The following is a 13,686-nucleotide window of genomic DNA, read 5'->3' as shown; positions in this document are numbered from 1 at the left end:
TCCTATTGGCCTGTCTTCAGGCCCTGAATCAGGCGATCGAGGGCATAGCCGAACAGGCTGGGGTCGGGGTCGTCGGTGCCGAGGTCCTCCAGACCCAGCTCGGCCCAGCGGTCGCTGACCCGCTGTTCCAGATCCGCCGGACGGCTGAGGGGTTCGCCCCATTCGTGATTTTTCTCAGGTCCCACCTTGGTGGTGGCATCAATGGCCAGTCGTCCCCCCAGGCCCAACTGCTCGCTGGCGAAGTCCAGGCTGTCGAAGGGGGTGTTTTCCAGGGTGAACAGGTCGCGTTGGGGATCCACCTGGGCCGCGATGGCCCAGACCACCTGACGCGGGTCGCGCACGTTGATGTGACTGTCCACCACCACAACGAACTTGGTGTATGTGAATTGCGGCAGGGCACTCCAGAAGGCCATGGCAGCACGCTTGGCCTGCCCCGGATAGGCCTTGTCGATCGAGATCACCGCCAGCTTGTAGCTGAGCGCTTCCATCGGCAGGAAGAAGTCGGTGATCTCTGGGATCTGCTGCCGCAGGATCGGTGTGTAGATCCGGTTCAGCGCGATGGCCAGCATCGCTTCTTCCTTGGGAGGACGGCCGCTGAAGGTGGTGAGAAACACCGGATCCCGCCGTTGGGTCATGCAGTGGAAGCGCACCAGAGGTGAGTCCTCCACACCGCCGTAGAACCCCATGTGATCCCCGAAGGGGCCATCCGGCAGCACTTCACCGGGAGTGATCGTTCCCTCCAGAACCACTTCGCTGTGGCTGGGCACCTGCAGGTCGATGGTTTTGCAGGGGGCCAGACGAACCCCTTCTCCGGCATAGATGCCTGCGAACAGCCACTCGCTGAGTTGCACCGGGATCGGTGTGGCGGCGGCCATCACCAGCAGCGGGTGCACGCCGATGGCCACCGCCACCTCCAGCTTCTTGCCCATGGCGGCTGCCTTGCGCAGGTGGCGGGCACCACCACGCACGCTCAACCAGTGCACGGTCATTGTGTTCACCGACTGCTTCTGAAGCCGGTAGACACCCACGTTGGGGACACCGGTTTCGGGGTCTTTGGTGATCACCAGTCCAAGCGTGATCACGCCCCCGGCATCCCCTGGCCAGGGCCGGATCAGGGGGATGTTGTCGAGATCAACCTCATCGCCACGGAACACCTGCTGACGACAGGGGGGTGTGAGGTCGCGGTCGGGCTTGGCCTTGACCAGGTCCCAGAAAACCCGTGCGAATTGTTTGGTCTCTTCCAGCCCTTTGGGGGGGCGGGGTTGCTGCAGCAGGGCCAGGCGTGACCCCAGCTCCTCCAGCTGCTCGGCCCGTTCGAGGCCCATGCTCCACACCACCCGTTCCACGGTGCCGAGGGTGTTGACGGCCACCGGCATCGACGAGCCGATCACGTTCTCGAACAGAAGAGCGGGCCCCCCTTGGCTCAGCACCCGGTCGGCAATGGCCGCCAGCTCAAGGTCGGGATCCACCGGTGCTGTGATCCGGCGCAGCTGACCGCGGTCCTCGAGCAGCTTGAGGAAGCCCCGCAGATCTCGGGTGGCCGGACCGGATTGGAACAGGGCCATGGGATGACGGTCTCGGCGCAAGCGGTCTCGGTACTGTGTCGCACGCCGGTGTTCAGCGTGGCCATGCAGATCTCCTACTTCCATGTGCCGGCAGAGATGCCGGAGGACCTTCGCCCCGATGCGGCGGTGGTGATTGATGTGCTGCGGGCCACCACCACCATTGCCTGGTCGTTGCACAACGGTGCCGAGGCGGTGCAGGCCTTCGCCAGCCTCGACGATCTGCGCGCTGCTGCAGCGGCATGGCCTGCCGATGCTCGGTTGCTCCTTGGTGAGCGCGGTGGGCAGATGCTCGAGGGATTTGACCTGGGCAATTCACCCGTTGCCGTGACGCCGGAGCGGGTGGCTGGCAAGCGTCTGTTCATGAGCACCACCAATGGCACCCGGGCGCTCGATCGTGTCCGCGAGGTTCCCCTGCTGCTTACGGCGGCGTTGCCGAACCGTGAAGCCGTGGCCCAGCGCTTGCTGGCAAAACAACCCAGCCACGTAGCGATTGTCGGCAGCGGTTGGGAGGGGGCCTACTCCCTCGAGGATTCCCTGGCCGCTGGTGCCTTGGGCCATCGCTTGCTGGAGTTGGATCCCACCGGGAGCAGTGCCGCCAACGACGAACTCACGGCAGCCGTCTCCCTCTGGCGTCAGTGGCAATCCGAACCAGAGGCTTGTCTTCGCACGGCGACCCATGGTCAGCGCTTAATTCGCCTGGGCGATCACGACGCGGATTTCCGCTGCTGTGCTGGCCTCGATCAGCTCAGTGTCGTTCCAACACAGGTCGAGCCTGGGGTGCTTCGGGCGGCCTGACCCTCACTAAAGTTCGCTCACCTGATTACTGCATGTGAGCGACTTCCTGGCGGCTGCTGTCCAGCTGACGAGCGGTCAGGACCCGGAGCTCAACTTCAATGCAGCTGAAGAGCAGATCGATCTGGCTGCCCGCCGTGGTGCCGAGCTGATCGGTCTGCCGGAGAATTTCGCCTTTATGGGCGAAGACAGCCGGCGCCTGGAGCTGGCTCCCACCCTGGCGGAGCAGAGCAGTCGCTTCCTGGTGACCATGGCGCGTCGCTATCAGGTGGCGCTGCTGGGTGGTGGCTTTCCTGTGCCGGTGGGTGACGGATCGCGAACCCTGAACCGCGCTGAGCTTGTCGACCGTGACGGCATGCTTCTGGGCCGTTACGACAAGATTCACCTCTTCGATGTCGACCTGCCGGACGGCAACACCTACCGCGAGTCGGCAACGGTGAACCCAGGCAGGGATCTGCCTCCGGTTGTTGAGGTTCCTGGTCTCTGCAAGGTGGGGCTGTCCATTTGCTACGACGTGCGGTTTCCTGAGCTCTATCGCCATCTCGTCGGTGCCGGCGCAGACCTGTTGATGATTCCTGCGGCATTCACGGCCTTCACCGGAAAAGACCACTGGCAGGTGCTTCTGCAGGCCAGGTCCATTGAAAACACGGCCTATGTCCTCGCTCCGGCTCAGACCGGTGTCCACCACGGTCGCCGTCAGAGTCATGGACACGCCCTGGTGATTGATCCCTGGGGAACGGTCCTCGCGGATGCGGGTGTCTTGGCGGGAGCCGCCATTGCTCCGGTGAACACCAACCACCTCGGTCATGTTCGGGGTCAGATGCCGAGCCTTCGGCACCGCCAACCCACGCTGTTCTGAGCTCCATGGCTCCGGCCTCGTCCCGACGGATGGCCTGGCTTTTGGCCGCAGCTCTGCAGTGCACGGCCTTCACCCAGGCGTTGCCTGCCCGAGCCGCCAGTGCCTTGGCCGCCTGGGCCTTTACCGAGGAGGGGGTTCTCAAGCTGCGCACCAGCCGGAACGCTCGCTTGGAGGCGTTTTTTCAGGCCGCCAGCGATGGCCGCGGCACCAGGGTCTGGATTGACATACCAGGTGAGCTGAGATTCCCGCGGCGCCTGGCGGGACGCGGTGCCGTCCGTGAGATCCGGCTGGGCAAACCCCGCGCGGGTGCCACCCGTCTGGTGGTGGAATTCCGCCCTGATGTGGATCTCAACCCCAACGATCTGCGCCTGCGCGGAACCGCTCCGGACCGTTGGGAACTGGTGTTCACAGGCCTGCCCACCCGCGGCTTGGATGATTTCGGTGAAGGCGACCTCAGCGGTCGTGCCACGGCCTGGCTCCCACCGGGTGGATTCCGTCCCACCCGCACGCCGGTGGATCCTTCCGGGCTGCCCACCGTGCCCCGCAACCGTTATCGCATCGTGATCGACCCCGGTCATGGGGGGCCTGATCCGGGGGCCATCGGCATCGGCGGTCTGCGCGAGACCGACGTGGTTTTGGATGTGTCGCTGCAGGTGGCCGACCTTCTGCGGGCGAGGGGCGTGGATGTGCGCTTGACCCGCACCCGTGAAGTGGATGTGGACCTGCCGCCGCGGGTGTCCCTGGCAAACCGCAGTGGGGCCACGGCCTTCGTGAGCATTCATGCCAATGCCCTGAGCATGAACCGCCCGGATGTGAACGGGATCGAGACGTTCTTCTTCTCGGACCCCCGTTCTGGACGCCTCGCGTCCTATCTGCAGCAACAGATGATGGATGTGTCCCCTGGAACACCGAACCGCGGCGTCAGACGTGGTCGCTTCTTTGTGATCCGGCGCAGCACCATGCCTTCTGCTCTGGTGGAGATGGGATTCGTCACCGGGGCGATTGATGCGCCGCGTCTGGCCAAGGCCGACCATCGCCGCCGCCTGGCCTTGGCTCTGGCGGCCGGCATCCTCAACTACCTCAAGCAGGAGGTGCGATGACGAAGCAACTGCTGGGGTTCTTCGACAGCGGCCTCGGTGGCCTGACGGTTCTTCGTCGGGTGCTTGAACGCCATGGACCGGTGCCCTGCGTCTACCTCGGTGACACGGCCCGGGTTCCCTATGGCAACCGTCAACCGGATGACATCCGGCGCATTGCCGCAGAAGTGGTGGGTTGGTTGCGCGGCCAACAGGTCTCCACGGTGGTGATGGCCTGCAACACCACCAATGCCCTGGCGAGGGATGTGGCCGAGGGCCAGGCCGGGGTGCCGGTGATCGGTCTGATCGGCGCCGCCGCCGCGATGGTGGAAACGCGCCGTGTTGGCGTGCTGGCCACACCAGCCACCGTGGCCTCCTCGGCCTACCGGGCCAGCATCGAAGCGCTTCATCCCGGCTCGGTGGTGATCGAGCAGGCCTGTCCTGCCTTTGTGCCTTTGATCGAAGCCGGCGAGATGAACAGCGACGACCTGCGTCGTGCGGCCCAGGCCTATCTGGAACCCCTGCTGGCAGCCTCCGTGGACTCGCTCGTTCTGGGTTGCACCCATTACCCGTTATTGGTGCCGCTGTTGCGTCAGCTGCTGCCGGAGTCGGTCCAGATCATTGACCCGGCCATCGGCGTGGCCCGTCAACTGGATGCCGTTCTGGGGCCACCGGTACGCATCTCGCCGGCCTCAAGGCCCTTTTCCCTGGAGAGCTGCCGCTTCTGCGTCACCGCAGACCCCGATGGCTTCGCTGTGCGCGCCACCCCCTGGCTGGGCCAGCGGCCTGCCGTCAGCCTTCAGCTGCTGCAGGACTGAGCGTGGGACCACTAGGATCGCGGCGCCGAGGGGAGTCATGAGCACCGTTACCGAGCTACTCCAACCGGTAGAGACAGATCTTGAAACCCTGCTCGGAGACCTGCGCAGCCTGATCGGGGCAGGTCACCCCATCCTCCAGGCCGCTGCCGAGCATCTGTTCAGCGCCGGTGGCAAGCGGTTGCGCCCCGGCATCGTTCTGCTTCTGTCGCGGGCCCTGTCCCCTCAGGGAGAGCTCACGCCCCGCCACCGCCGCCTGGCTGAGATCACTGAAATGATCCACACGGCATCGCTCGTTCACGACGATGTGGTGGATGAGGCTTCCACCCGGCGCGGGGTGGACACGGTTCACAGCCGGTTCGATGCCCGCGTTGCCGTTCTTGCCGGCGACTTCCTCTTCGCTCAGGCCAGCTGGCACCTTGCCAATCTCGATGACCTCGATGTGGTCAAGCTGCTCAGCCGCGTGATCATGGATCTCGCGGATGGGGAGGTGAAGCAGAGCCTCTACCGCTTCGACACGGCCCAAACCTTTGAGACCTACCTCGAAAAGAGCTACTGCAAGACGGCATCTCTGATTGCCAACAGCTGCCGTGCCGCAGGAGTGCTCACCGGCTGTTCGCCTTCCCAGCTCGACAGCCTTTATCAATTCGGTCGCCAATTGGGCCTGGCCTTCCAGGTGGTGGACGACATTCTCGATTTCACCGGGAGCGACCAGCAGCTCGGCAAGCCGGCTGCCAGTGATCTCGCCAGCGGCTATCTCACGGCTCCCACCTTCTATGCCCTTGAGGAGCATCCATCGCTGCAGCCGTTGATCGATCGCCAGTTCTCCGAGCCCGGTGACCTGGACAAGGCTCTGGAGATGGTGCGGGCCTCCAAGGCAATTGAACGCACCCGTGAGCTGGCGGAAACCTTTGCCCGCGAATCCCGGGAATCGATCGCTTGGTTGCCGGAGTCTGCGGCGCAACGCGCCTTGATGGAACTGCCGGACTTTGTCCTCAGCCGCCTGTACTGAGCAGCGACTTCAAGTCAACAGCCTCCACACAACAGCCAGGCTGTTGATGGCACAGGGGTTGGTCTCCAGGTCGGGTTGGTCGGAGCCCTTGGGGCTCACCAGCCAGACCTGACACCCAGCGCCAAGGGCCGATTGGCTGCCGGCCTGGGAATCCTCCAAGGCCCAGCAGTTGCTTGGGTTGAGCCCCAACCGGTGGGCAGCAAGCCGAAAGGGTGCGGGGTCGGGTTTGCCCGCGTTGAGCTCGGGATCGTCGCCATAGACCCGTTCCTGAATCAGCTCCAGCCAGGGATGAGGGGCTGCCTTGAACGCAACGGCCTCGCGGCTGCTGCTGGTGACCAGTGCCATGGGGATGCCCCGGTTGTGGCAATGCGCCACCAGCTCCTGCGCGGCAGGCATCGGGGCAGCATCCGGAAGCAGGGCACGCACGATCGGCTGCTGCACCGCCAACAGGGCATCTGCGCCCACCGGTTTCGCCAGCCATGCATTCACCTGGGCCGCACAGTCGAGCCGGCGACGGCCCTTCAGCTGCATCAACTGGGCCTCGCTCAGCTGGGTGCCGAAGTGGGCCGCGGCTTCCCACCAGCCCCGGCCATGCAGCGGCTCGGTGTCGAGCAGAAGCCCATCCAGATCGAACAGGCAAGCGGCAGGTGGCAGTTTCATCCCTGGATGGCGATGCCCAGCTCAATCCTTTCGCATCGACTGCATCATCGTCCGACGGATTGATACGGGACCTGGATCAAGCGGGGCCCTGCTCCTTACCCTTCCAGGAGAAGCACTGCGCAGTCTGCTGTGACCGACGCCAACACCACCATCGAAAGCGTGCTGCAGGAGCAGCGGGTGTTCGAGCCGCCAGCAGACACCTCCGCCAAAGCGCGCATCGGCAGCCTCGAGGCCTACCGGGCCATGGCCGATGCCGCCAAAAACGATCCTGATGCGTTCTGGGGTGAGGCCGCCCGTCGAGAACTGCATTGGTTCGAGCCCTTCCACACCGTGCTCGATTGGTCGAATCCCCCGTTCGCGCGTTGGTTTGAGGGCGGCACCACCAACCTCTCCTACAACTGCCTGGACCGTCATCTCGATGGGCCAACGGCGCAGAAGACAGCGTTGATCTGGGAAGGAGAACCGGGTGATGTGCGCCGGTTCACTTACCAGGAACTGCATGCCGAGGTGTGCAAAGCCGCCAATGGCCTCAAGGCCATGGGCATCGGCAAGGGTGACCTTGTGGCGCTCTACATGCCGATGGTGCCTGAGGCGGCGATCGCCATGCTCGCCTGCGCCCGCATTGGTGCTCCCCATTCAGTGGTGTTCGGTGGCTTTTCCGCCGAAGCCCTGAGGGACCGTCTCAACGATGGTGAAGTGAAAGCGGTGATCACCGCTGATGGCGGCTTCCGCAAGGACAAGCCGGTGTCCCTCAAGCCCGCGGTGGATGCGGCGCTGGCCAATGGCGCCTGCCCCTCGGTGGCCGGCGTGCTTGTGGTGCAGCGCACCAAGCAGGACGTTGAGATGGTTTCCGGTCGTGATCAGTGGTGGCATGACCTGGTGGAGGGTCAGAGTGCCGACTGCCCCGCTGAGCCGATGGCCAGCGAGGACCGCCTGTTCGTGCTCTACACCTCCGGCTCCACCGGCAAGCCCAAGGGCGTTGTGCACACCACTGCCGGCTACAACCTCTGGGCCCACCTCACCTTCCAGTGGATCTTCGACATCCGGGATGAGGATGTCTTCTGGTGTACGGCCGATGTGGGTTGGATCACCGGCCACAGCTACATCGTCTACGGCCCCTTGTCGAACGGTGCCACGACGGTGATGTACGAGGGGGCACCGCGCCCATCCAAGCCCGGTGCCTTCTGGGAGTTGATCCAGAAACACAAGATCTCGATCTTCTACACGGCTCCCACCGCAATCCGGGCGTTCATGAAGAGCGGCCGCTCCGTTCCGGATCAGTTCGACATGAGCAGCCTTCGCCTGCTCGGCACCGTTGGCGAACCGATCAATCCGGAGGCCTGGATGTGGTACCGCGACGTGATTGGAGGCAACCGCTGCCCGATCGTCGACACCTGGTGGCAGACCGAAACCGGCGGGGTGATGATCAGCCCCCTGCCGGGGGCAACGCCCACCAAGCCCGGCTCCGCCACCCTGCCCCTGCCCGGCATTCAGGCCGACATCATCGATGCGGAAGGCAACAGCTGCGGTGCCGATGAAGGCGGCTACCTGGCGGTGCGTGCCCCCTGGCCGGGAATGATGCGCACCGTGCATGGCAACCCCCAACGCTTCCGCGAGAGCTATTGGGAGTACATCCGTCCTGCCGATGGGTCCTACCTCTATTTCGCCGGGGATGGTGCCCGGCGGGATGCCGATGGCTACTTCTGGGTGATGGGTCGCGTCGATGACGTGATCAACGTCTCAGGCCACCGTCTCGGCACGATGGAAATTGAATCAGCGCTGGTCAGTCACCCTGCGGTGGCGGAGGCGGCCGTCGTGGGTCGGCCCGACGACCTCAAAGGCGAAGGCATCGTGGCCTTCGTCACCCTGGAGGCGGGCCGCGAAGGCGATGACGCCCTGGTGAAGGAGTTGCGCGCCCACGTGGGAACGGAAATAGGTCCGATTGCCCGGCCGGATGAGATCCGATGCAGTGATGCTCTTCCCAAGACCCGCAGCGGCAAGATCATGCGCCGGATCCTGCGGGCCCTGGCGGCGGGTCAGGAGGTGAGTGGCGACACCAGCACCCTGGAAGATCGTTCCGTTCTGGATCGCCTCAGGGCCTGATCGCCTGGCCGATGGTTCGGCTCAGCTGACGGATGACCGCCACCCGCCTGGGGTCATCCGCCCAGTCTCCGAGAAAGCTGCGCCGCAGCCCTGCACTGGCTGGGGTGAGGTGATCGCCGGGCAGCTCCAGGGTTGAGCTGGCGTCGGAAGCACGTTTTCGCAGCGCCTGGATCAGATCGCCGCTTTGATCCAGTTCATCGCGCCCGAAGCGCACCACCAGGTTCCGCTCCTGTTGGTAGTGGCGGCTGATCAAGCGAAGCGTTTCAGCTGGGCTTGGGCTGAACTCGGTTTCCACCCCGAGCCTTGGTGCCAGTTCCCCCAGGAGGGGAATCGAGCGATCGGCGTTGAAGTTGTTGAAGCTCAGGGCCACCAGAGCCCTGCTGCCCCGACCCCCATCGGGGGCTAGCAGGTGAAGCTTGCATCCCAGGCTGTGGCCAAGCCGCAGCGGAGCTGCAAAGGTCCCGCAGCGCTCCTCAAGTTGGCGACGCGCAGAGCGGAAGGCACTCCAGGCATCGCGGGCCTGACGTTGATGATCGAACCCTGGCACATAGGCCCAGGCATGCACCGCCAACCCATCCGCCGCCAGCTCTTCCAGCAGCCTGCGGTAGCTGATCTGGGGGGTGGCCGCCAGATAGCTTCCGCCGATGAATTCGATCAATCCCGTGGGTTCGGCCGGCCGCAGTTGCCAGATCGAGCCCAGCTGACGCCAGTTGGCCATGCTCAACCGCGCAGCTGATTCAGCACTTGCTGTGCTTCACCCACGTGGGCCGGGCCATCCAGGAGGTTGCTGAAGGTGTGACGGATCACCCCCTCGCCATCAACGATGTAGGTGACGCGACCGGGCAGCAGGCCAAGGGCTTTGGGCACACCCATCTCGCGGCGCAGGGCGTTGTTGCGGTCGCACAGCAGCGGAAACGTGAGGTTGTGGCGGCTGGCGAAACGGCGGTGGCTGACGGCGTCATCGCCGCTGATGCCCCAGACCTCTGCATCGAGGGCAGCAAAGCTCTCTGCGTTGTCGCGGAAGCTGCAGGCTTCAGCTGTACAGCCAGGTGTGTCGTCCTTGGGATAGAAGAACAGCACCAGCCAGCGGCCCTGCACCGAAGCGGGAGTGCGAAGGTCGCCGTTCTGATCCTCCAGGCTGAAGGAGGGGAGCCGGTCGCCGATCCCGAGGGCCATTCGATTGAAATGAAGAGGTTGAACCCTAGGCAGCAGGCACCTTGCCCGGGGCGGGAGAATCAGGGGCGGGAGGAGTCAATGCGCCATGCCTGAACAGCTCGATTTGCTTGCGGGATTTTCAAGGCCTCAGGCGGAGCCCCAAACAGCGGCAACGCCGTTGCCTGCTCCGCCAGCCGCTGAACCCGAGGCCAAGGCTGATCAGCCCGAGGACGAGCCAGGGGCCTCACCAACCACCCTGCTGATCATCGACACCGAAACCTCCGGTCTGGATCCGCAGCAGGACCAATGCCTTGAGCTGGGCTGCATTTTGTTTGATGTGCCGAGTCGTTCGGTGCTGGCCCAGCAATCGTTTCTTTTGCCGGTGGACTCCAACGCGGCAGAGGCGATCAACCGGATCCCCGCCGCCGTCACCCGCAGGCCCCAGCCCTGGCGGGAGGCGCTGGTGTGGTTTGAGCATCTGCTTGAAGCTGCCGATCTTCTGGTGGCCCATAACGCGGCCTTCGATCGCCAGTGGTTCGGTCTCGGCGTTGTGCCGGCCACCACAACACCGTGGCTGTGCACCATGGAAGACATCCGCTGGCCGGCGGAGCGTCAGCTGCGTTCGCGGCCCTCGGTGCGGGACCTGGCCCTGGCCTACGGCGTTCCGGTTTGGGCGGCCCACCGCGCCCTCAGCGATTGCATCTACATCGCGGAAGTCTTCGCCCGCTGCGACGACCTCGAGCAGCTGTTGGAGCGGGGCTTGGAACCCCGCCAGCTGATGCGTGCACGGGTGTCGTTCGACGAACGCCACCTCGCCAAAGCAGCGGGGTTCCGTTGGAACGATCCGATCAAGGGGGCCTGGACCCGTCGTTTGAGCGATCGTGAGGTGGCTGAGCTGGAGTTTCCGGTCGCCCCCGTTGAGCTCGAAGCCGATCGCCTCAGCGCCTGAGCCTGCGCATTTGCTTCAGCACTCCGAAGCGTCTGGGTGATTTTGCAGAGAGTGCTGCTGAACGCAGCAGGCTGAAGCCATGACGGCTTTTTTGCATCCCCATCAACGACCCATCCGCTCCCGCCTGCGTCAATGGCAGCAGGTGCGCACCTGGGCGCGTTTGATCCGTGAAGCCGAAGCGCTCTGGCATGTGGATGTGCGTGCCATCCGACGCATGGGGGCAGATGAACTCAGCCAGTTGATTGAGGAGGTTCCCGCTCCCCACCGAAAACGGGTGAACCGCTGGCTGCGCTGTTACTCGGTGGCAACACGGCTCACCGTCGCATCCACCGTCGTGCCCACCACCTGAACGCCAACCCACGACACGGGAGGATGGATGAAATCACTTAAACGGTTTTGGCACATCGTTCCCTGGTTGTCTCCAGCCTGAGCGTCCTCGCTGTTGGCCTTGCCGCCTGCGGTGGCAGTTCCAGTGTGTCCAGCCTCAATGCGGCGGGGGCCTCCTTCCCCGCCAAGGTGTATCAGAGCTGGTTCGCCGATCTCGCTGGCTCCGGCGGGATCAAGGTGAACTACCAGGCGGTGGGGTCCGGGTCCGGCCGCAAAGCTTTCATTGATGGCACCGTTGATTTCGCCGCTTCAGACGACCCGATCAAGGAGGCTGACCGCAAGCAGGTGAGCCAAGGGGTGGTTCAGATCCCGATGGTGGGGGGAACGATCGCCTTCGGATACAACAAGCCTGGCTGCGAGCTTCAACTCACCCAGCAACAGGCTGTGGAGGTGGCCATCGGCCGCATCAGCGATTGGAAGGAGCTCGGCTGCGAAACGGGCACGATCACCTGGGTGCATCGCTCTGATGGCTCCGGCACCACCAAGGCCTTCACCAACTCACTGCAGACCTTTTCACCGGATTGGACCCTCGGCAGCGGTAAATCCGTGAAGTGGCCGGTGGGCGTGGGTGCCAAGGGCAACTCGGGCGTTGCCGGGGTGATCGACAACCGGGTCGGTGCGATCGGCTACGTGAATCAGTCGTACATCAGGGGGAAGGTGCAGGCTGCCGCGTTGCAGAACAAATCCGGGGAATTCCTCAAGCCGTCCGTGGAGGCTGGGGCCAAAGCCCTTAACGGCATTGAGCTTGATCGGTACCTGGCGGGCAGCAACTCCAACCCCTCCGCTGCTGGTGCCTACCCCATCGCAACACTCACCTGGGTGTTGGCCTATGCCGAGGGCAATGGCGCCAAAGCTGAAGCTGTGAGGAAGGTCTTCAACTACATGCTGGACGACGCCACCCAGGAGCGGGCGGCGGCCCTGGGCTTTGTGCCTCTCCGGGGCAGCATCCTCGAAAAATCCCGCAGTGCGATAGCGAGCGTTCAGCCTTGAACCTGAACCCTTGATTGGGTGAACGGTCATGCCCCGGTTTAGATGGCCAAACCGGGGCTTTTTTGATGTTTTCTCTTACTGTTAGGCCGTCTTTAACCCTTGTTAATGCTCCATTAACGACACCCAGTTCATCGGCCGATTAGCTCTTGGTTGCAACAGTCCTCTTTCTGGTTGTGACTCGTTTCGCCCAAAAGGCTCTCCTCCTTTCCTCCGTTCTGGCTCTCGGAGCCAGCATGTCGGCTTCTGCCGCTGAACGGCTCAATGGCGCAGGTGCGTCTTTCCCCGCCAAGATCTATCAGCGTTGGTTCGCCGACCTAGCCAAGGCTGGTGGCCCTCAGGTCAACTACCAGGCCGTGGGTTCCGGTTCCGGCCGTAAAGCCTTCATCGACCAGACCGTGAACTTCGGTGCATCGGATGATCCGATGAAGAAGAAGGACATGGCCAAGGTTGGCCGTGGTGTGGTTCAGATCCCGATGGTGGGTGGCACCATCGCCTTCGGCTACAACAAGCCCGGTTGCAACCTGAAGCTCACCCAGGAGCAGGCCGTCAAGGTCGCCATGGGGATGATCAAGAACTGGAAGGAGCTCGGCTGCAAGCCCGGCACCCTCACCTGGGTGCACCGTTCCGATGGATCTGGCACCACCAAGGCCTTCACCAACTCCATGCAGGCCTTCTCCAAGACCTGGACCCTCGGCACCGGTAAGTCCGTGAAGTGGCCCGCTGGCGTTGGCGCCAAGGGCAACTCCGGTGTGGCTGGCCTGATCCAGAACCGTGAAGGCGCGATCGGTTATGTGAACCAGTCGTACATCAAGGGCAAAGTGGTTGCCGCTGCTCTCCAGAACAAGTCCGGTGAGTTCCTTAAGCCCTCTGTGGCTGCGGGTGCCAAGGCCCTCAATGGCATCAGCCTGGACAAGGACCTGGCTGGCAAGAACCCCAACCCCACCGCCAAGGGCGCTTACCCCATCGCAACCCTCACCTGGGTTCTGGCGTACAAAACCGGCAACGGAGACAACGCCAAGGTGGTTCAGGACGCCTTCAACTACATGCTGAGCGACGCTGCTCAGAACAAGGCTCCTTCCCTGGGCTTCGTTCCCCTCAAGGGTGACATCCTGGCCAAGTCCAAGGCCGCTGTGAACAAGATCGGCAAGTGATCTTGGCTTGAATTGGTTTTTCAAAACCAAACATCAAAGGGCCCCTCGGGGCCCTTTTTTTATGGGCTGAATGATTCGAATGGCGATCAGTGTTAGAGCCTTCTTAACCGGATCTCTCCCGAATCTCTCCCAGCTCTTTGTTGGGAATCGATGTTGTCCTCAATACAGTTTT

General features: G+C 63.6%; 14 protein-coding genes. 10 read left to right on the top strand and 4 right to left on the bottom strand.

Features of this window, described 5'->3' with window-relative positions; translation table 11 throughout:
• Positions 1 to 2: 2 nt before the first annotated feature.
• Complete coding sequence (locus tag DXY04_RS11570; RefSeq protein ID WP_115008898.1) at positions 3 to 1,565, bottom strand: UbiD family decarboxylase; 1,563 nt, start codon at positions 1,563 to 1,565, stop codon at positions 3 to 5.
• 63 nt (positions 1,566 to 1,628) lie between these two features.
• Here DXY04_RS11570 and DXY04_RS11565 point away from each other — a divergent pair, with 63 nt between their 5' ends.
• From DXY04_RS11565 to sds, 5 genes are read left to right on the top strand one after another with little or no spacing between them, the layout of a single operon-like run.
• A complete protein-coding gene (locus DXY04_RS11565) occupies positions 1,629 to 2,360 on the top strand; it encodes a 2-phosphosulfolactate phosphatase family protein (protein ID WP_115162166.1) in 732 nt (243 codons plus the stop codon).
• Positions 2,361 to 2,394: 34 nt separating this feature from the next.
• Positions 2,395 to 3,216, top strand: a complete 822-nt coding sequence (locus DXY04_RS11560) for a carbon-nitrogen hydrolase family protein (protein ID WP_115162165.1) — start codon at positions 2,395 to 2,397, stop codon at positions 3,214 to 3,216.
• A gap of 5 nt (positions 3,217 to 3,221) precedes the next feature.
• A complete protein-coding gene (locus tag DXY04_RS11555; RefSeq protein WP_115162164.1) occupies positions 3,222 to 4,316 on the top strand; it encodes an N-acetylmuramoyl-L-alanine amidase in 1,095 nt (364 codons plus the stop codon).
• Positions 4,313 to 5,110 carry a glutamate racemase gene (gene murI / locus DXY04_RS11550; RefSeq protein ID WP_115162163.1) on the top strand — a complete coding sequence of 266 codons (798 nt, stop codon included), beginning with the start codon at positions 4,313 to 4,315 and terminating at the stop codon, positions 5,108 to 5,110. Before DXY04_RS11555 ends, murI begins: the two co-directional genes overlap by 4 nt.
• Before the next feature lie 37 nt (positions 5,111 to 5,147).
• Positions 5,148 to 6,119 carry a solanesyl diphosphate synthase gene (gene sds / locus DXY04_RS11545; RefSeq protein ID WP_115162162.1) on the top strand — a complete coding sequence of 324 codons (972 nt, stop codon included), beginning with the start codon at positions 5,148 to 5,150 and terminating at the stop codon, positions 6,117 to 6,119.
• A 9-nt stretch (positions 6,120 to 6,128) separates the two neighbouring features.
• On the opposite strand, the gene DXY04_RS11540 is transcribed toward sds, so the two are convergent.
• Positions 6,129 to 6,779: an HAD family phosphatase gene (locus tag DXY04_RS11540; protein ID WP_115162161.1), complete on the bottom strand. Its 651-nt coding sequence runs from the start codon at positions 6,777 to 6,779 to the stop codon at positions 6,129 to 6,131.
• A gap of 129 nt (positions 6,780 to 6,908) precedes the next feature.
• Here DXY04_RS11540 and acs point away from each other — a divergent pair, with 129 nt between their 5' ends.
• Complete coding sequence (gene acs / locus DXY04_RS11535) at positions 6,909 to 8,882, top strand: acetate--CoA ligase (protein ID WP_115162160.1); 1,974 nt, start codon at positions 6,909 to 6,911, stop codon at positions 8,880 to 8,882.
• Here acs and DXY04_RS11530 read toward each other — a convergent pair.
• Both DXY04_RS11530 and DXY04_RS11525 read right to left on the bottom strand, forming a co-directional pair.
• Positions 8,872 to 9,600 carry a DUF1350 family protein gene (locus tag DXY04_RS11530; RefSeq protein WP_115162159.1) on the bottom strand — a complete coding sequence of 243 codons (729 nt, stop codon included), beginning with the start codon at positions 9,598 to 9,600 and terminating at the stop codon, positions 8,872 to 8,874. The two genes, acs and DXY04_RS11530, sit on opposite strands and share 11 nt — an antisense overlap.
• Before the next feature lie 2 nt (positions 9,601 to 9,602).
• On the bottom strand, positions 9,603 to 10,058 hold the full coding sequence (locus tag DXY04_RS11525) for a peroxiredoxin (RefSeq protein WP_115162158.1): 456 nt from the start codon (positions 10,056 to 10,058) through the stop codon (positions 9,603 to 9,605).
• An 85-nt stretch (positions 10,059 to 10,143) separates the two neighbouring features.
• Between DXY04_RS11525 and DXY04_RS11520 the strand changes: the two genes are divergently transcribed.
• The 4 genes from DXY04_RS11520 (at position 10,144) to pstS (DXY04_RS11505) (ending at position 13,514) form a co-directional block, all read left to right on the top strand.
• Positions 10,144 to 10,986 (top strand): 3'-5' exonuclease, encoded by an 843-nt coding sequence (locus DXY04_RS11520; protein WP_115162157.1) that lies wholly within the window; start codon positions 10,144 to 10,146, stop codon positions 10,984 to 10,986.
• Positions 10,987 to 11,065: 79 nt separating this feature from the next.
• The gene (locus DXY04_RS11515) at positions 11,066 to 11,335 is read left to right on the top strand and encodes a hypothetical protein (protein ID WP_115162156.1); all 270 of its coding nucleotides are present in this window, start codon (positions 11,066 to 11,068) and stop codon (positions 11,333 to 11,335) included.
• Between the two features lie 47 nt (positions 11,336 to 11,382).
• Complete coding sequence (gene pstS / locus DXY04_RS11510; protein ID WP_115162155.1) at positions 11,383 to 12,363, top strand: phosphate ABC transporter substrate-binding protein PstS; 981 nt, start codon at positions 11,383 to 11,385, stop codon at positions 12,361 to 12,363.
• A gap of 233 nt (positions 12,364 to 12,596) precedes the next feature.
• Positions 12,597 to 13,514 (top strand): phosphate ABC transporter substrate-binding protein PstS, encoded by a 918-nt coding sequence (gene pstS / locus DXY04_RS11505; RefSeq protein ID WP_115162254.1) that lies wholly within the window; start codon positions 12,597 to 12,599, stop codon positions 13,512 to 13,514.
• The last annotated feature ends 172 nt before the right edge of the window (positions 13,515 to 13,686 follow it).

The sequence above is a fragment of the Synechococcus sp. UW86 genome (genome assembly GCF_900474085.1).
In the GTDB taxonomy this organism is placed as follows: Bacteria; Cyanobacteriota; Cyanobacteriia; order PCC-6307; family Cyanobiaceae; genus Parasynechococcus.
The sequence above is the reverse complement of the archived record's forward strand: the minus strand, read 5'-3'. Positions and strand labels throughout refer to the sequence as shown.